This window comes from Streptomyces sp. NPDC002499 (assembly GCF_053595415.1).
Genome location: NZ_JBSFXO010000004.1, coordinates 455,841 through 472,869, shown reverse-complemented (window position 1 = coordinate 472,869; position 17,029 = coordinate 455,841). Strand labels below are relative to the sequence as shown.

Sequence of the window (17,029 nt, the reverse complement as noted above, 5' to 3'; positions counted from 1 at the left end):
GGGGTCCGCGGCACGGCGAGGGTGGTCGGCATGAGCATCTCGTTCCTGCTGACCACCCTTGTCGTTGTCGCCACCCCCGGCACCGGTGTCGTCTACACCCTGGCCGCCGGTCTCTCCCGTGGGCGCCGCGCGAGCGTCCTCGCGGCGTTCGCCTGCACGCTCGGGATCGTGCCGCACGTGCTGGCCACCGTCGTCGGGCTGGCCGCGCTGCTGAACGCCAGTGCCGCCGCCTTCCAGATCCTCAAGTACGCCGGTGTCGCCTATCTGCTCTACATGGCGTGGGTGACGGTGAAGGACAAGGCGGTGATCGACGTCGACCAGGACAGCGCGCCCCGGTCCGCCGGCCGTGTGATCGTCCGGGGCGTTCTGATCAACATCCTCAACCCGAAGCTGACGATCTTCTTCTTCGCGTTCCTGCCCCAGTTCGTGAGCCCTGGCCAACCCCACTCCGTCGTGCGGATGTTGGCGCTCAGCGGGGTCTTCATGCTGGCGACCTTCGTGGTCTTCGCCGCGTACGGCGTGCTGGCCGCGTCCGTCCGCAGCCACGTCACCTCCCGGCCGAGGGTGATGACATGGCTGCGGCGGAGTTTCGCGGGGTCGTTCGTGGCGTTGGGGGCGAAGCTGGCGTTCACCGCCCGCTAGACGTCAACGTCCTTGCAGGGACTTCACGTTGTTGCCGAACGTCCAGTTCTTCGAGCCGTCCCAGTTGATCGACCAGGTCATCAGGCCCTTGAGCGAGGTGCCGTAGTGGCGCCAGGCCTGCGAGACCAGGGTCGGTGACATGTAGCCGCCGCCCGCGCCGGACTGGGCCGGCAGACCCGGGACCTGCTTGTCGTACGGGACCTTGATCGTCGTACCCTGCACGACCAGGCCCTTGTTGAGGCAGTCGGTCTGGGCGGTGAAGCCCGCGACGGTGCCGGCCGAGTAGGAGTCGCCGGAGCAGCCGTACATGCTGCCGTTGTAGTACTGCATGTTGAGCCACCACAGGCGGCCGTTGTCGGCGTACTTCTTGACGATCGGCAGGTACGCGCCCCAGATCGAGCCGTACGTGATGCTGCCGCCGGTGACGTACGCGGTCTCCGGGGCCATCGTCAGGCCGAAGTTGGACGGCATCTGGGCCAGGATGCCGTCGATGATGCGGATCAAGTTGGCCTGGGACGTGGAGAGTTGGCTGATGTTTCCGCTGCCGACCAGGCCCGTCTCGATGTCGATGTCGATGCCGTCGAAGTTGTACTTCTTCAGGATCGGCACGATCGTCGAGACGAACTTGTTGGCCACGGTGGTCGAGCTGAGGTCGATGCCCGCCGCGGCGCCGCCGATCGACATCAGGATCGTCTGGCCGGAGGCCTTCGCCGCGCACATCTCCGCCGGGGTCGCCACCTTCACGCCCGCGTCCATGCCGTCCTCCCACAGGGCCGTTCCGTCGGAACGGATGACCGGGAAGGCCGCGTTGATCACGTTGTAACCGTGGCTTGCGATCGCGGAGTTGGTGATCGGGGTCCAGCCGAAGGGCGGGTGGACGCCGTTGGCGGAGCCGTCCCAGTTCTCCCAGTAGCCCTGGAGGACCTTGCCGGCCGGACGGGACTTCACGGCGCAGGTGTCGGCCGCCGAGGCGGCCGGGGCGGTGGCGATCGAGAGGGGGACGAGGAGAGCGGCCGTGGTGAGGCCGGCGGCGAGCAGGCGCAGCGTGCGGCGGAGCATGCGGATCCTCCCGGTGGGGGTGCGGCGAGGTGTCGTAGGCATGACAGTGCTTGGCACGACAGTGCGCGTGGTCCAGACCTCCCGTCAATAGGTATGGACCAATCCGTGGGGCGATCCGGGGGTGATCCGGGGATGATCTGACAGATGTTGGAATGACAGATATTGAAATCTGTCAGCTGTCATGCCATGGTGGAGGGCATGACGACGACCCCCACCCGAAACCTCGGCACCACCGGTCCCCGCGTCTCCGCCCTCGGCCTCGGTTGCATGGGCATGTCCGCGCTGTACGGCGAAGCGGACCGGAGCGAGTCCATCGCCACCATCCACGCGGCCCTCGAAGCGGGCGTGACGCTCCTCGACACCGGCGACTTCTACGCCATGGGCCACAACGAGATGCTGATCGGCGAGGCCCTGCGCACCGCCCCCGCCGCGCTGCGCGAACAGGCGCTCACCAGCGTGAAGTTCGGCGGACTGCGCGACCCGGACGGCGGCTGGACCGGCTACGACGGCCGGCCCGCCGCGGTCAAGAACTTCGCCGCCTACTCCCTCCAGCGCCTCGGCGTCGACCACATCGACGTCTACCGCATCGCCCGGGTCGACCCGGACGTGCCGATCGAGGAGACGGTCGGCGCGATCGCGGAGCTGGTCGAGAAGGGACACGTACGCCACATCGGCCTCAGCGAGGCGAGCCCGGACGCCATCCGGCGGGCCGCGGCCACCGCGCCCATCTCCGACCTCCAGATCGAGTACGCGATCATCACCCGCGACATCGAGCGGGAGATCCTGCCGACCACCCGCGAACTGGGCATCGGCATCACCGCGTACGGCGTGCTCTCCCGCGGGCTGATCTCCGGCCACTTCACGCAGGACCGGCAGCTCGGCGCGCAGGACTTCCGCTCCTTCTCGCCCCGCTTCCAGGGCGACAACCTCCGGCACAACCTCGAACTCGTCGAGGCGCTGCGCAAGATCGCCGAGCAGAAGGGCGTGACGGTCGCGCAGATCGCCATCGCCTGGGTCCTCTCGCGCGGCGAGGACATCGTGCCGCTGGTCGGCGCCCGCACCCGCGAGCGGCTCACCGAGTCGCTGGGCGCGCTGGACGTCACGCTGGAGGCGGCCGACCTGGCGGCGATCGAGGAGGCCGTGCCGGCGGACGCGGCGGCGGGCACCCGCTACCCGGCCGTGCAGATGGCACATCTCGGTACCGAGCAGTGATCCCGGCTACGGGTATCGATCAGTGATTCTGCCTGCGGGTACCGTCTAGGCCATGGCACCGACCACCCAGGCCCTGACCGCCGAGCGCATCCTCGAGGCGACCGAGGAGGTGCTGCGCCGCCACGGCCCTGCCAAGGCCACCGTGGTGGACGTGGCCCGCGCGCTCGGCGTCAGCCATGGCAGCGTCTACCGGCACTTCCGTACGAAGGCCGCGCTGCGGGAGGCCGTGACCAAGCGGTGGCTGGACCGGACGGCCGAGGCGCTCTCCGGGATCGTCGACGAGGCGGACCGTGATCCGGAGAGCCGGTTGCGCGACTGGCTCGCGGGGCTGTTCGCGGCCAAGCGGCGCAAGGCGAGCGCCGATCCCGAGCTGTTCGCCACCTACAGCGTGCTGGTGACCGAGTACGGCGGAGTCGTCAGCGACCATCTCGCCGAACTGACCGGGCAGTTGACCCGGATCGTCCAGGCGGGCGTGGACACCGGCGCGTTCACCACCTCCGACGCCCTCACCTCCGCCACGGCCGTCTTCCAGGCCACCGGCCGCTTCCACGACCCCGGTTACGCCAAGGAGTGGGAACGGCCGGGCGCGCAGGGGGAGTTCGAGGCGGTCGTGGACCTGTTGGTGCGGGGGCTGCGGGGCTGACAATCGGGTCCATGGACAACGGATCCACGACCCGGCCCCGACGTGTCGCCGTCATCGGAGTGGGCGTCCTCGGCGCCTGCGTGGGCTGGAACCTGTCCCGGCAGGGTGCCGAGGTGGTCCTCCTCGACGCGGGCCGGCCGGGCGAGGGCGTCACCAACTGGTCCTTCTCGTGGGTCAACGCCAGCAACAAGACCGTGCGCAGGTCCTACTACGACCTGAACGTCGCGGGCATGGCGGCGCACCGCGAGCTGGCGGCGACCATCGGGCCGGACTCGTGGTGGTATCCCACAGGGCATCTGCGCTGGGCCGACGACCCGGCGGCGGAGGCGCGGTTCCTGAACACGGCGGAACTGCTGGCCGGTTGGGGCTACCGGGTGGAACTCTCCACCGGGGCCGAGGTGCGCCGCCGCCTCGAACCGGCTCTCGCGCTGCCCGACGAGGTGCCCGTCGTGCTCTACCCCGACGAGGCCTGGGTGCACGGCCGCCATCTCGTCGGCCGCCTGGTCGGCCAAGCGGTCACGGCCGGCGCCGAGTTGAGGTCCGGCACGGAGGTCCGTGACATCGGGACCGGTGCCGACGGGGGCGTCCGGAGCGTGACGCTGTCCGACGGGACCACGCTCGCGGTCGACGCCGTCGTGAACGCGGCGGGCCCCGACGCCTCCCGCATCGCCGGGTTCGTCGCACGCGACCTGCCGATGCGCCGCGAACCCGGTGTCGTCACGCGGATCGACTGCGTCCCGGTCCCGATCCACCGGGCCATGCACGCGCCCCACATCGAGATCCGCCCCGACGGCGACGGATCGATGGTCCTGCACAGCCGCGAGGTCGACGCACTCATCGACACCGGCGAGGAGGATCCCGCGGAACTGGCCCGGCTGCTCCACGCATGGGTACGCCAGGTCGTCCCCGAACTCGCCGACTCCCGCATCACCGGCACCCGGGTGGCCTTCCGCCCCATCCCGGCCGACGGATTCCCCTCGGTGGGGGCGGTGCCGTCCGTGCCGGGCTACCACGAGGCCGTCTCCCACAGCGGCATCACACTCGGGCCGGTGCTGGGCCGGTTGCTCGCGGCGGAGATCCTCGACGGGGAGAAGAGCGAACTGCTGGCGGACTTCCGGCCGGAGCGGTTCTCAGGTCAGGCCTAGCCCTCTGCCGCGCACTCCCAGAACTCTCGCATCAGGGCGGGCGGGACCGGGCTGGTCATCGCCACCTGGGTCAGCAGGATCGTGACCGTGCCCGTCGGGGGAATCACGTGCGCCGCCGTTCCGGTGCCGCCTACCCAGCCGTAGCGGCCGGGGACGTTCCAGGGGTCGATGGGAGTGACGTCGACCGCGCCGCCGTAGCCCCAGCCCTGGCCCTCCAGGAACAGGGTCGAGGCGTCGCGCTGGGCCGCGGTGAGGTGGTTGGTGGTCATGCGGCTCACGGAGGTGGGGGAGAGGACCGGGGTGCCGTCAGGAGCCGCGCCGTCGTTCGCGAGCATGCGGCCGAAGGCCAGGAGGTCGTCGGCCGTCGAGACCAGGCCGCCGGCGCCCGAGGGGAAGGCCGGGGGCCGGCTGAAGCCGCCGTCCGGGGTGTCCGACTGGTTCAGGGTGCCCTGCTCGCCCGGGGTGTAGGCGGTGGTGAAGCGGGCCCGCTTCGACTCCGGCACCGTGAACGCCGTGTCCGTCATGCCCAGAGGTCCGAAGAACCGCTCCGTCAGGAAGTCGGGGAAGGACGAGCCCGAGGCGCGGGCGACCAGGACGCCCTGGAGGTCAGAGCAGGTGTTGTAGAGCCACGCGGCGCCCGGCTGGCGCAGCATCGGGATCCGGGACAGGGCGGCGAGCCACTCGTCGGGGCCGGGCTGGAGGTAGGGCGCGCGGCCGTCCTGCTGGAACGCGAGGAGCGTCTGGACGGCCGGCAGCGAGAAGTCGTCCGGGAATCCCCAGCCGGCCCGGAAGCTCAGCAGGTCCTCGACCGTGATCGGACGCTCCGCCGGGACCACGTCCTCGACCGGCGAGGCGGGCGTGCGGACCACCGTCGGCTTCGCCAGCTCCGGCAGCCACTCCTCCACCGGCGCGTCCAGCGCGAGGCGCCCGTCCTCCACCAGCGCCAGGACCGCCGCCGCCGTGACCGGCTTGCTGACCGAGGCGACCCGGAAGATCGAGTCGCGGGCCATCGGGGCGGTGCCTTCGACGTCGACGGAGCCGACGGCCGCCACCTCGACGTCGTCGCCGCGGGCCACCAGGCCCACCGCCCCCGGCACGGTGCCGTCGTCGACGTGTCGCCGCAGGGTGTCGTGGAGAGAGCTCATCGGTCGGCCTTCCGGTCCGGGGAGTCGTATCGAATGCGTCGGGTACGACTCTCCTCGCCTTGTGAACTCATCGCTCTCCCGGGCGGCCGTCTCCGGGGCGGTCGCCCCTCGGCCGGCCGTCCGTCGTCTCCCCGCTCAGTCGTCGGACGGGTCCACCGTCGCCTGGTGTGCCTCGGCCAGGTGCTCCTCCGCCTTCAGCCACGGCAGGAACTGCGCGCTCTTCTTCCAGCCGCAGGTGTCGCACTTGATCGTGCGTTGCGCGCCTTTGCGCTGCACGCGGACGATGTGTTCCCGCCCGTGCTGGTCCCAGCGGCTCACTTTGCTCGTGTTGATCTGCAACATGCGCCTCGCCTCCGCTCAGGAGTCTCCGGCAAGGAGTGTGCAGCAATATCAACATCAACAGTGCTCAATTCACGCCGAGTTGTCCAAGCTGTGAGCATGACAGCCGCGGTGGCACCCGGCGGATCGTCCGTGTCGTCCCGCTGTCAGCCGATCGTGCGCGGCAGCCGCAGGCTGAGCAGCCCGGTCAGCACCACTCCGGCCAGCTGCACCAACAGCGTTGTCACCAGGGCGTCTCGCATGCCCATGCCCGGAATCAGCGACAGGAAGAGCGTGCCGAGCGTGGCCACGCCGAGCGCCAGCGCGGACTGCTGGGTGGTCACCATCACGCCGGCGCCCACACCGGCCCGGGCCGCCGGTACCTCCGACAGGATGATCCGGAAGATGATGGGCAGTTGGAGCGCCTGACCCGCACCGGCGACCGCCGCCCCGGGCAGCAGCTCGACGAAGCCGAGGTGCGGCCACGAGCGCCACGCGGCCAGCACGATCAGACCCAGGCCCACCGCCTGGATCACCGAACCCGCCGTCACGACCCGCGTCCCGTACCGGGTCACCAGCCGCGGCCCGGCGAGCGAGGCGAAGAAGAAGGTCACCGCCAGCGGCACCAGCGCCAGCCCCGCGTCGACCGGGCCGAGCCCCGCGCCGCGCTGCAACGCCACCGCGATCACGAACATGAACCCGCTGAAGCCGATCGCGAACGGCAGGATCATCACCAGCCCGCGCCGCAGCGAGGTCAGCGCCAGCAGACTGGGCGGCACCAGCGGCGTCCGCCCCTGCCGGTCCGCCCTGCGCTCCACCGCGTAGAACGCGGACACGATCCCCGGGAACGCGGCCAGCGACAGCCACGTCCACAGCGGCCAGCCCGCCGCGCGCCCCTCCGTCAGCGGCACCAGCAGCGCCAGCAGCGACGCGCCCAGCAGGAACGTGCCGGGCACGTCCACCGGCTCGGGGTGCTGGGAACGCGTCTCCGGTACGACCTTGACGGCCAGGAACAGACCGACGATGACGACCGGCACGTTCACCAGGAACACCGCGCGCCAGCCGGTGCCGGCGATGTCGGCGGCGACCAGGACCCCGCCGAGGATCTGCCCCGCCACCATGGCGAGGCCGGCGGTGGCGCCGTACAGGCCCATCGCCTTGGCGCGGCGCGGGCCGTGCGTCGCGGCCTGGATGGTGGCGAGGACCTGCGGGAGCATCGCCGCGGACGCCGCGCCCTGCGCGATCCGCGCGGCGACCAGCGTCCAGGCGGTCGGTGCGAGGCCGCAGGCCAGCGAGGTCACGCCGAACGCGGCCATCCCGCCCAGGAAGAGCCGCCGCCGGCCGAACAGGTCGCCGAGCCGGCCGCCGAGGACCAGGAGGACGGCGTACGAGACCCCGTAGCCGGCGACGACGAGTTCGAGGACGGCCTCGCTCGCCGAGAGGTCCTTGCCGATGGTCGGCAGCGCGACGTTGACGATGAAGAAGTCGATGAGCGGCAGTGCCGCGGCCAGCAGCACCGTGAACAGGCCGAGGCCGCCCAGCGCCGGCGGCGCTGGGGTCTCGGTCCGGTGCGAAGTGACGGTTTCGGTCATGATGACGAGCTTGCGCCCGCGCGCAGACTGGTACCAGAGTCTTCTTATCCTGGTAGCGGGACCACCTGGCAACAGGGTCCGCGGTGCGGCACGCTGGAGAGTATGACGACCATGGCTCAGGAGATCGCTCAGGGGAAGGCCCGGGAGAAGGCTCAGGAGCCGGCACTCGACGGCACGGCCCCGCCGCGGGGTCCGGCCGTGTCGGCGATCCGCCGGCACGAACTCGCCGCGTTCCTGCGTCACCGCCGCGAGCACATCACCCCGGAGCAGGTCGGGCTGCCCCGCGGCTCCCGCCGCCGCACGCCCGGGCTGCGGCGCGAGGAGGTCGCCCACCTCTCCGCGGTCGGCGTCACCTGGTACACGTGGCTCGAACAGGCCCGGGACATCCAGGTCTCCGTGCAGGTGCTGGACGCCCTCGCCCGCACCCTGCTGCTCGACCCGAGCGAGCGGGCCCACGTCTTCCAGCTCGCCGGGGCGGTGGATCCGGCGCCGGCCACGTCCTGCGCGTCGATCACCCCGGCCCTCCAGGCCGTCCTCGACCAGCTGGAGCCGATCCCGGCCTGTGTGCAGAACAGCCGGTACGACATCCTCGCCTACAACCGCACCTACGGCCTGCTCCTGTGCGACCTGGCCGAGGTGCCGGCCGAGGACCGCAACTGCATGATCCTCTCCTACACCAACCCCGACTGGCAGTCCTCGATCGTGCACCTCGCGGACGCCCAGCGCATGATGGCCGCCCGCTTCCGCGCCTCGATGGCCGGCCATCTCGCCGAGCCCACCTGGAAGACCCTCCTCAAGCGGCTGCGCGCCGAGTCCGAGGACTTCCGCGAGGCCTGGGAGCGGCACGAGATCGTCGAACACCGCGGCAAGCGCAAGGAGTTCCGCAACCGCTACGTCGGCCGCGTCACCGTCGACCACACCGATCTGTGGCTCGGCCCGCAGGTCGGCCCGCGCATGGTCACCTACCTGCCGGTGGACGGGGAGTCGAGGCGGCGGCTGGAGCGGCTGCACGAGATCGCGGTGGCGAAGGCCGAGGAGCGGGCGGGGGAGAAGGAACAGGCGGTGCGCTGACCGCGGGGTACTACGCGCTGACCCGGGCCGCTTCGCGCAGTTCGACGGACTTCAACTGCTCGGCCGTCCGCTCCGCCGTCCCGCGCGCCCAGCGCCCACTGGTCAGCACCCCGAGTCCGAGCACGGTGAGCCCGCAGCCGACGAGGATCCACCAGCCCGGCACCGAGGCCGACACGAAAGTGGTCCTGTACGCCGACGAGTTGATGCCGGACGCCAGCACCGCGCCGATCACCGCGACGCCCAGCGTCTGTCCGAGCTGGCGGCTGGTGGAGGCGACCGCGGCGGCCACGCCGGCCTGCGCCCTCGGCATCCCCGACACCGCCGTGTTGGTGATCGGCGCGTTCACGAAACCGAAGCCGATGCCGAACACGGCGTAGCCGATGAAGAGCGTCACGTTCGAGGTCTCCGCGTCGAACGCGGCGAACATCACCGCGCTCACCGTCATCGCCGTCCCCGCGATCAGCAGCGAGAGCCGCGGCCCCCGGCTGCCGACCAGCCGCCCGGACACCGGCGCGCACAGGAACATCGGCACCGCCATCGGCAGCATCCACAGACCCGCGTGCAGGGCGCTCAGGCCGCGCACGTTCTGCAGATACAGCGTCGACAGGAACAGGAAGCCGCCCAGTGCCGCGAACGCGCCGATCGCGATCACGGTGGCGCCGCTGAACGGGGCCGAGCGGAAGAAGCGCAGGTCGATGAGGGGTTCGTCGCGGCGGGGCTCGTACCAGAGGAGTCCGAGCAGCGAGGCCAGCGCGATCGCCGCGAAGGGGAGGACGGTCGCCGCGCCGGAGGTCGGCGCCTCGATGATCGCGTACGTCAGCGAACCGAACAGGGCGATGACCAGGAACTGGCCGACCGGGTCCGGGCGGCGGGCCTTGGGGGCACGGGACTCGGGGACGTAGCGCAGGGTGAGCAGCAGGGCCGCGAGGCCCACCGGGAGGTTGGTCCAGAAGATCGAGCGCCAGCCGATGGAGTCCACCAGTACGCCGCCGATCAGCGGGCCCGCCGCCATCGATATGCCGACCACCGCGCCCCATACGCCGATCGCCTTCGCGCGCTCCCGCGGGTCCGTGAACGTGTTGGTGATGATCGACATCGCCACCGGGTTGAGCATCGAGCCGCCGACGGCCTGGATCATGCGGAAGGCGATCAGCGCGTCGAGGTTCGGGGCGAGGGAGCAGAGCAGCGAGCCGAGGCTGAAGACCACCAGGCCCACCATGAACACGCGTTTGCGGCCGATCCGGTCCGCCGTCGACCCCGCCAGCATCAGCAGCGAGGCGAGGACCAGGGTGTACGCGTCGATCGTCCACTGGAGGCCGGCGGTACTCGCGTGCAACTCGTCCTGCATCGACGGGAGGGCGACGTTCAGGATGGTGACGTCGAGGCTCACGATCAGCAGGCTCATGCAGCAGATCGCGAGCACCAGCATGCGGCGGCGGGGGCTGAGCTCGGGCATGGGTTCCATCGTACGCTCGTGTCGATAGTGTGTCTAACTAATGACCGTTACAAGATCTTCGGCCCGGGTGCGCTGCGGTGTGCGTGACAATAGGGGAATGTCCACGACCGCCGCGCCCCTGATGATCGGGCCGCACATTGTTCAGCCGCCCGTCGTCCTGGCCCCCATGGCCGGGATCACCAACGCGCCCTTCCGCACGCTGTGCAGGGAGTTCAGCGGAGGCAAAGGGCTGTTCGTCAGCGAGATGATCACCACTCGGGCGCTGGTCGAGCGCAACGAGAAGACGATGCAGCTGATCCGCTTCGACGCGACGGAGACGCCTCGCTCGATCCAGCTGTACGGGGTCGATCCGGCGACGGTGGGCAAGGCCGTGCGGATGATCGCCGACGAAGGGCTCGCCGATCACATCGACCTGAACTTCGGGTGCCCGGTGCCGAAGGTGACGCGCAAGGGTGGTGGGTCCGCGCTTCCCTACAAGCGGAACCTGCTGCGGGCGATTCTGCGCGAGGCGGTGTCCGGGGCCGGGGAGCTGCCGGTCACGATGAAGATGCGCAAGGGGATCGACGACGACCACATCACCTACCTCGACGCGGGGCGGATCGCGGTCGAGGAGGGTGTCACGGCGATCGCGTTGCACGGGCGTACGGCCGCTCAGCACTACGGCGGCACGGCCGACTGGGAGGCGATCGCCCGGTTGAAGGAGCATGTGCCGGAGATTCCCGTGCTCGGCAACGGGGACATCTGGTCGGCCGAGGACGCGTTGCGGATGGTGCGGGAGACGGGCGTCGACGGTGTGGTCGTGGGGCGTGGGTGCCTCGGGCGGCCGTGGCTGTTCGCGGATCTGGTGGCCGGGTTCGAGGGGCGGCCGGACGATGTCGCGCGGCCGTCGTTGCGTGTGGTCGCCGATGTGATGGTGCGGCACGCGACGCTGCTCGGTGAGTGGATCGGGGACGAGGCGCGGGGCGTCATCGACTTCCGTAAGCATGTCGCCTGGTACCTGAAGGGGTTCGCGGTCGGCAGCGAGATGCGCAAGCGGCTGGCCGTCACGTCCTCTCTGGCCGAACTGCGGGCCGGGCTGGACGAGTTGGAGCTGGATCAGGTCTGGCCGAGCGGGGCGGACGGGCCGCGTGGGCGTACGTCGGGGAACAACCGGGTTGTGCTGCCGGATGGTTGGCTGAAGGACCCGTACGACTGTGCCGGGTTGAGCGAGGACGCGGAGCTGGACACGTCCGGGGGGTGACGCCGGGATTTCCTCGCCCCCGCCGCCCCTACCCGTCCCATCCTCCAGGGGCTCTGCCCCTTCGACCCCGGTTCCGGGGGCCAGCCCCCGGGCCCCCGCTCCTCAAACGCCGGAGGGGCTGGAATCAAAGGGGGGCTGGAACTTGCTGTCAGCTCTTCTTGGGGTGAGGGGTGGAGCCGTATGCCGTCAGGAACTTGTCTCGGAAGGCGCTCATTTTCCAGACGGGGGCGTTGTGGGCGGGGCGGAGGCCGTCTGACCAGTTCCAGTCGGCGATCTTGTCGAGGACCTTCGGGTCCTTGGCGACGATGGAGATCGGGACGTCACGGCTGGCGTGGTCGCCGCTGACCCGGGCGATCGGCTGGTGGTCGCCGAGGAAGACCAGGACGGTGTTCTCGTCGCCGTAGCGCTCCATCCACTGGGTGAGCGCGGTCACCGAGTACTGCACCGACTTGCCGTACTCCTGGCGGGACTTGGTGGGGTTGGTGATGACGTCCGAAGCCTTCTTGCCGGCCTTCTGGATCGCGTTGAAGACCGTGCCGTCGCCGAGCTTGTCCCAGTCGACCATCCTCGGGATCGGCGCCCACGGCTGGTGGCTGGAGGTCAGGATGATCTCCGACATCAGCGGCTTGTCGCGCTTCTTGCTGTGCTCCAGCTTCTGGTACGCCTCGAGCGCGTACTGGTCCGGCATCGTCGACCAGCTGAACTTCGGCCCCTTGTAGCCCAGTTGGAAGGCATTGCGGACCGAGTCGAGGCCGTAGTAGCTCTGCTCGGGCCACGCCTTCTGCACACCCGGCATGATCCCGACCGTGTCCCAGTCGCCCGTCTTCTGGAACGCCTTGGTGAGACTGAGGTGGTCGCTCGCCATCACCGTGCGGTAGCGCTGCTGGTTGTCGATCCACAGCCCCGACATCGTGGTCGAGTGGCCGAGCCAGCTGCTGCCGCCGTACGTCGCCGAGGTCAGCCACCCGCTCTTCGCGTGGAAGCCGGCCTTCGCGAGCGCCTTGGTGCTCACGTCGAGCGTCTTGTCCACGCCCGGCGCCATGATCGGGTCCTCGATCGCGCTCCGGCCGTAGCTCTCGATGAAGGTGAAGATCATGTCCTTGCCACGCAGGTCGGGCACGAGCTGGGAGGGCGGCGTGTTCCCGAACGCGTCGACCTTCGCCACCTTCTGGAACTCCGCCTCGTCCCGCAACGTGTCCTGCACCCGCTGCACCTGGATGCTCAGGGCCTTCGCCTGCCGGTCGGCGGCGATCGGCACCCCGGAGATCTGCAGACTCAGCGCCGAGCAGAGGACCCAGGCGACGGTGGCTACGAGGGTGGCCCGGGTCGCGACCTGCTTGTTGCGCGAGAGCAGGTTGCTGAGCCGGACCATCGCCAGCGCCATGACCGTGAGCAGCACGATGACCAGGACGACCGCGCCGACACTCGCGCCGACCGCCACCGCCTTGCCCATCGAGTCCTGGATGTACGCCTGCGCGTCCGGCAGCAACTCCCAGTCCAGGACCAGGTTGAAGCCCCGGCCCAGGTACTCGAGGAAGCCCATGTCCAACAGGTTCACGATCGTCATCGCGCCCAGCGCCACTCCGGACACCACGGCGACGATGAGCCGCGGCCGGCGCGGCAGTGCCAACGCCACGGCCGCCCCGAGGATCGCCTCCACCGGAATCCGCGTGAACCGGTCCGGCTGCAGCGCGTTCATCCGGTTCGGCAGCATGAGGGCCCCGAGAACGAGCACCGCACAGAGGATCGTGATCGACCACCGGACGGCCCGCACGGCCGAGGGATGGCTTTCACGGAGCGCGGCGAGCCGGGCCCGCAGCCCCTTCGGCCGGGTCTCACCCGCCTCCGACTCGGCCTTCGGATCGACCTCGGGTGACGTGTCCTGCTGCTGACTGAGGCGCGTGAAGACAGGCACCCGAGGGTTCCTTCCGTGGCGAGACCGGTGACTCCATCTCGTACGGCCGCCTGCGAGGGGCCGTTCACGGGGATACGTAAATACCGGGCAAATGCCCGGTCAACGTTCAGGTGAGGCGCCTTTAGGGGCGCGGGGAACTGCGCGACCAGCCCCCACCGGCCGGCAGCCGCCCACGCCCCTCAACCACCCCACCCCTCAGGCGCCCCCAACCGCGGTAAGCAGCGCAAGAGGAGCCGCCGCCGAACGAGACTCCCGCACACACGCATGCGGATACGGCACCGGCTCCGCATGCGTATCCCGGCCATACCCCGCAAGAACCTCCGGCAGCCGATGCCCCGTCGCCGTCGCCGCATCCACCAACGCATGCGCCACCGACCGCGCCTCGTCATGCAACCCGTACCGCGCCAACCCCAGCGTGATCAACGCGTTGTCGTGCGGCCACACCGACCCCCGGTGGTACGACAACGGGTGATACGCCGACTGACCGGACGCGAGAGTCCGAACTCCCCACCCCGAGAAGAAGTCCGGTTCCAACAGCCGCCGCCCCACAGCCTCCCCGTACTCCTTGTCCAGCAGCCCGGACCACAGAAGGTGACCCGCGTCCGAGGCAAGGGCGTTCACCTGCCGCCCCTCCCCGTCCAGCGCCAGCGCCGGGAAGTTGAGGTCCCGCATCCAGAAGTCCCGCTGGAAACGGTCCCGGAGGTCGCCCGCCGCCTGCTCCAGCAGCGCCGCGTACGTCTCGTCCTCCCACACCGTGCGCGCGATCCACGCCGTACGGCGCAGCGCGTCGTACGCGTAGCCCTGCGCCCCCGCCGCCATCACCGGTCCGCTCGCCCGCGTCCCGTCGGCGGAGCAGATCGCGCCGGGGGAGTCCTTCCAGTTCTGGTTCGCCAGGCCGCCCTGGTCCGCGCGGTAGACGAGGTAGCCGCGTGAGGTGAGGCCGCCGTGGTCCAGCATCCAGCCGATCGCCGCGCGGGCGTGTGGTTCCAGGCGGCGGGCCAAGTCCGCGTCACCTGTCTGTTCGACGTACGCGCCCAGGAGGACGAGGAACAGGGGCGTCGCGTCGACCGAGCCGTAGTAGCGGCCGAACGGCACCTGGCCGAAGTGCGCCAACTCCCCGTGCCGTACCTCGTGCACGATCTTCCCGGGCTGCGACACCGAGGTCGGGCCCGTCTCCGTCGCCTGAGTCGCGGCCAGGGCCGGGAGCGTCGCGGCGGCGAGCTGGGGGCGGTAGGGGAGGCTGAAGAGGGACGTGAGCAGGGCGTCTCGGCCCAGGAGGGTCAGGAACCAGGGGGCCCCGGCGGCCGGCACGCGCAGTTCCTCGCCGTCCGGGCCCGTCGCCGGGACCTGGAGCGAGGCAAGGTCGGCGAGGCCACGTGCGCAGGCCGCCGCCAGCTCCGGCCAGCCGGTCGGGAAGGGGACGCCCTCGACGAACTCGCCTTCCAGAGCCAGGAGTTGTTCGTTCATCGCGGCCGGGGACGCCGGTACGCGCCGGGTCCGCTTGTCTCCGTGCGGGCGGGCCATCACCCGTAACGTTAGCTCCGTGGTGCCGTGCGGGGCCAGTTCGAGGGTCCAGACCAGGCGGCGGGCGCCGGTGCCGGTCTCCTCGACGCCGTCCGGGGCGGGCTCCGCCGTCACCGTCGTACACGAGCGCCACTCGCCGCGCTGGTAGCTGAACTCCACTCCGTCGTCGAGGACTTGGCGGGAGCGGGTGGCGCCGATCTTGGTGTAGGTGCGGTGGTCGGAGCGCAGCTCGAACTGGTCGGTGAAGTCGGCGTCCACGGTCATCGCGAGGCGGACCGTGGTGGGGGAGGGATGGTTGCTCGTCACTCGCAGGGATTCGACGAACGAGCCGTCTCCCACCGCCTGTTCGCGGAAGAGCGTGCACTTGGGCGGCTCCTGGCGGCCGCCGCGCGGGACGAGGACACAGCGTGCCGTGTCCCCGTCCGCGACCGGCGTGAGCGACTCCGGAACCGCGCCGTCGACCGTCAGTTGCCAACGGCTCAGATGCCTCGCGTCGCGCACGAACAGTCCGTCCGGGGAACCGGCCCCTCGGACGCCGCTGATGTCCCCGCCGTCGCCCACGGCCGCGAAGGTCCCGCCGTGCACGAGCAAATGATGCCGGTCCGTCATCCCCGTTCCCCTCCCTTGTCCCTCATCTCGAACGTGTCGACGCCCGTGGAGGACACGCCGTGTCCGGGGCGCGTGTGGAGCAGGTCGAGCGCGAGCGCGGCGGTCCAGCCGAAGCCGAGGGCTCCGCAGGCCTCGCCGGTGTACGGGTCGACGTACTCCGCGAAGTCGGTGTCGGCGGCCGTGCGCAGGAGCGCGTCCCGGAGCGAGTCGGCCGCCGTCAGTTCGCCGTGCACCCGCAGGCCGCTCTCCAGCAGCCAGTTGGTGTTGAACCACGCAGGCCCGCGCCAGTACCGGTGCGGGTCGAAGGCCTCGCCCAGGAGGTCGTAGCTGGGGGTGAGGCGGGTGCTGTCGCCGAGGCCGAAGTGCCGGCCGCGGAGGGTCCGGAGGAGCGCGGAGACGATGGGCCGCGGGAGGCCGGGCAGGAGGAGCGGGATCAGGCCCGAGACGCTGCGCTCCGGGATCAGGGTGCCCGCACGGTCCCCGTCGCGCAGATCCCGGCACAGGAACATCCCGCTCGCCGGGTCCCACAGGCGGTCCACCAACGCCGTCGTCAGACGCTCCGCGCGGGCGTGCCGGGCCGTGCCCGTCGCGCCCAGTTCGCGGGCGATCCTGGCCAGGGCGTGCTCCGAGGCGATGAGGAGGGCGTTGAACGCCGGGTCCTCGACGGCGAATCGGCCGCCCCCGTCGGCGTACTCCCGGTCCCTATAGTCCGTCGCCAGGCGTACGTACCGGCCGTAGTCGAGGTCCGTCGGGCGGTCCTCGGCGGCGCCGTGGTCGAGGTCGGCGCGGCGGAAGGAGCGCGCCGGGGCCGGGGTGACGCGGGCCAACGGGGCGTCCCAGCAAGGGCTGTTGTCCATACCCTGTTCCCAGGGGTGCACCACGGACGCGAGTCCGCCGCCGCCCAGGTCCCGGCGGTGCAGCAAGTAGCGGTGCCAGGCGGCCAGTCGGGGGTACACCCCGGCGAGGAAGCCACGCGCGCGGGAGAGGCCCGGGTCGGCGCTGTGCACCAGCCACGCGGCCAGCGCGTGGACCGGTGGCTGCACGATGCCGGAGGTCTGTACGGTGCGCGGGGCGCCCGCCGCGTGCCCCGCGGTCGAGGAGCGCCAGAAGTCGGGGCTCGGGAAGTACGCGTCGAGCGGGACGGAGGGGTTGAAGACGATGTGCGGGACACGCCCGTCCGCCCACTGGGCGCTCAGCAGCGTCTCCAGCTCCGTCTGGGCCCGTAACGGCGACAGGTGCCGCAGGCCGATCGCGATGAACGCCGAGTCCCACGACCACTGGTGCGGATACAGGCTGCGCGAGGGGACCGTGGACGTGCCCGTCCAGTTGGCCTCCAGCACCCGTGCGGCCCTGCGGTGCAGCGAATCCGACATCGGGGGCGGATCGTGCGGATCGTATACAAGCGTGCCCTCGGTGGGGCGGACGGTGAGTTGGGCAGTGCGATCCACTCGGGGCTCC

The 17,029-nt window shown here is 70.7% G+C and carries 14 protein-coding genes; 6 read left to right on the top strand and 8 right to left on the bottom strand.

Translation table 11 applies throughout. The features are described 5' to 3' along the window. The first annotated feature begins 30 nt into the window (after positions 1-30). On the top strand, positions 31-642 hold the full coding sequence (locus ACWD5F_RS13135) for a LysE family translocator (protein ID WP_451253834.1): 612 nt from the start codon (positions 31-33) through the stop codon (positions 640-642). A 3-nt stretch (positions 643-645) separates the two neighbouring features. Here the strand turns inward: ACWD5F_RS13135 and ACWD5F_RS13130 are convergent, their stop codons facing one another. Beyond that, entirely contained in the window at positions 646-1,701 is a 1,056-nt protein-coding gene (locus ACWD5F_RS13130; protein WP_401720712.1) for a chitinase, read from the bottom strand. A gap of 198 nt (positions 1,702-1,899) precedes the next feature. On the opposite strand from ACWD5F_RS13130, the gene ACWD5F_RS13125 reads away from it, so the two are divergent. From ACWD5F_RS13125 to ACWD5F_RS13115, 3 genes are read left to right on the top strand one after another with little or no spacing between them, the layout of a single operon-like run. After that, complete coding sequence (locus ACWD5F_RS13125; protein ID WP_451253831.1) at positions 1,900-2,913, top strand: aldo/keto reductase; 1,014 nt, start codon at positions 1,900-1,902, stop codon at positions 2,911-2,913. A 52-nt stretch (positions 2,914-2,965) separates the two neighbouring features. Next, positions 2,966-3,556 carry a TetR family transcriptional regulator gene (locus ACWD5F_RS13120; protein WP_401720707.1) on the top strand — a complete coding sequence of 197 codons (591 nt, stop codon included), beginning with the start codon at positions 2,966-2,968 and terminating at the stop codon, positions 3,554-3,556. Between the two features lie 11 nt (positions 3,557-3,567). Beyond that, positions 3,568-4,701 (top strand): NAD(P)/FAD-dependent oxidoreductase, encoded by a 1,134-nt coding sequence (locus ACWD5F_RS13115; protein WP_451253830.1) that lies wholly within the window; start codon positions 3,568-3,570, stop codon positions 4,699-4,701. Here ACWD5F_RS13115 and ACWD5F_RS13110 read toward each other — a convergent pair. From ACWD5F_RS13110 to ACWD5F_RS13100, 3 genes are all read right to left on the bottom strand, one after another. Beyond that, positions 4,698-5,846: a serine hydrolase domain-containing protein gene (locus ACWD5F_RS13110; RefSeq protein WP_451253828.1), complete on the bottom strand. Its 1,149-nt coding sequence runs from the start codon at positions 5,844-5,846 to the stop codon at positions 4,698-4,700. The genes ACWD5F_RS13115 and ACWD5F_RS13110 overlap by 4 nt on opposite strands. A gap of 135 nt (positions 5,847-5,981) precedes the next feature. Next, positions 5,982-6,188 (bottom strand): hypothetical protein, encoded by a 207-nt coding sequence (locus ACWD5F_RS13105; protein WP_123999823.1) that lies wholly within the window; start codon positions 6,186-6,188, stop codon positions 5,982-5,984. A gap of 143 nt (positions 6,189-6,331) precedes the next feature. Continuing rightward, positions 6,332-7,756 (bottom strand): MFS transporter, encoded by a 1,425-nt coding sequence (locus ACWD5F_RS13100; RefSeq protein ID WP_401720699.1) that lies wholly within the window; start codon positions 7,754-7,756, stop codon positions 6,332-6,334. 102 nt (positions 7,757-7,858) lie between these two features. On the opposite strand from ACWD5F_RS13100, the gene ACWD5F_RS13095 reads away from it, so the two are divergent. Continuing rightward, the gene (locus tag ACWD5F_RS13095; RefSeq protein ID WP_451253826.1) at positions 7,859-8,827 is read left to right on the top strand and encodes a helix-turn-helix transcriptional regulator; all 969 of its coding nucleotides are present in this window, start codon (positions 7,859-7,861) and stop codon (positions 8,825-8,827) included. Between the two features lie 10 nt (positions 8,828-8,837). Here the strand turns inward: ACWD5F_RS13095 and ACWD5F_RS13090 are convergent, their stop codons facing one another. Then, positions 8,838-10,283 carry an MFS transporter gene (locus ACWD5F_RS13090; protein WP_451253824.1) on the bottom strand — a complete coding sequence of 482 codons (1,446 nt, stop codon included), beginning with the start codon at positions 10,281-10,283 and terminating at the stop codon, positions 8,838-8,840. A 97-nt stretch (positions 10,284-10,380) separates the two neighbouring features. On the opposite strand from ACWD5F_RS13090, the gene dusB reads away from it, so the two are divergent. Continuing rightward, positions 10,381-11,523, top strand: a complete 1,143-nt coding sequence (gene dusB, locus ACWD5F_RS13085; RefSeq protein ID WP_451253822.1) for a tRNA dihydrouridine synthase DusB — start codon at positions 10,381-10,383, stop codon at positions 11,521-11,523. Between the two features lie 148 nt (positions 11,524-11,671). Here the strand turns inward: dusB and ACWD5F_RS13080 are convergent, their stop codons facing one another. From ACWD5F_RS13080 to ACWD5F_RS13070, 3 genes are all read right to left on the bottom strand, one after another. Then, positions 11,672-13,237, bottom strand: a complete 1,566-nt coding sequence (locus ACWD5F_RS13080; RefSeq protein WP_451254126.1) for a CDP-alcohol phosphatidyltransferase — start codon at positions 13,235-13,237, stop codon at positions 11,672-11,674. 396 nt (positions 13,238-13,633) lie between these two features. Continuing rightward, positions 13,634-15,571, bottom strand: a complete 1,938-nt coding sequence (locus tag ACWD5F_RS13075; protein WP_451253820.1) for an amylo-alpha-1,6-glucosidase — start codon at positions 15,569-15,571, stop codon at positions 13,634-13,636. Further along, positions 15,568-17,019 (bottom strand): MGH1-like glycoside hydrolase domain-containing protein, encoded by a 1,452-nt coding sequence (locus ACWD5F_RS13070; protein WP_451253818.1) that lies wholly within the window; start codon positions 17,017-17,019, stop codon positions 15,568-15,570. The genes ACWD5F_RS13075 and ACWD5F_RS13070 overlap by 4 nt, the downstream gene beginning before the upstream one ends. Positions 17,020-17,029: the final 10 nt, after the last annotated feature.

Excerpts from the sequence above, each read along its gene's own strand:
- ACWD5F_RS13135 (WP_451253834.1), top strand. The coding sequence starts at position 31 with ATGAGCATCTCGTTCCTGCTGACCACCCTTGTCGTTGTCGCCACCCCC.
- ACWD5F_RS13130 (WP_401720712.1), bottom strand. The coding sequence starts at position 1,701 with ATGCTCCGCCGCACGCTGCGCCTGCTCGCCGCCGGCCTCACCACGGCC.
- ACWD5F_RS13125 (WP_451253831.1), top strand. The coding sequence starts at position 1,900 with ATGACGACGACCCCCACCCGAAACCTCGGCACCACCGGTCCCCGCGTC.
- ACWD5F_RS13120 (WP_401720707.1), top strand. The coding sequence starts at position 2,966 with ATGGCACCGACCACCCAGGCCCTGACCGCCGAGCGCATCCTCGAGGCG.
- ACWD5F_RS13115 (WP_451253830.1), top strand. The coding sequence starts at position 3,568 with ATGGACAACGGATCCACGACCCGGCCCCGACGTGTCGCCGTCATCGGA.
- ACWD5F_RS13110 (WP_451253828.1), bottom strand. The coding sequence starts at position 5,846 with ATGAGCTCTCTCCACGACACCCTGCGGCGACACGTCGACGACGGCACC.
- ACWD5F_RS13105 (WP_123999823.1), bottom strand. The coding sequence starts at position 6,188 with ATGTTGCAGATCAACACGAGCAAAGTGAGCCGCTGGGACCAGCACGGG.
- ACWD5F_RS13100 (WP_401720699.1), bottom strand. The coding sequence starts at position 7,756 with ATGACCGAAACCGTCACTTCGCACCGGACCGAGACCCCAGCGCCGCCG.
- ACWD5F_RS13095 (WP_451253826.1), top strand. The coding sequence starts at position 7,859 with ATGACGACCATGGCTCAGGAGATCGCTCAGGGGAAGGCCCGGGAGAAG.
- ACWD5F_RS13090 (WP_451253824.1), bottom strand. The coding sequence starts at position 10,283 with ATGCCCGAGCTCAGCCCCCGCCGCCGCATGCTGGTGCTCGCGATCTGC.
- dusB (WP_451253822.1), top strand. The coding sequence starts at position 10,381 with ATGTCCACGACCGCCGCGCCCCTGATGATCGGGCCGCACATTGTTCAG.
- ACWD5F_RS13080 (WP_451254126.1), bottom strand. The coding sequence starts at position 13,237 with ATGCTGCCGAACCGGATGAACGCGCTGCAGCCGGACCGGTTCACGCGG.
- ACWD5F_RS13075 (WP_451253820.1), bottom strand. The coding sequence starts at position 15,571 with ATGACGGACCGGCATCATTTGCTCGTGCACGGCGGGACCTTCGCGGCC.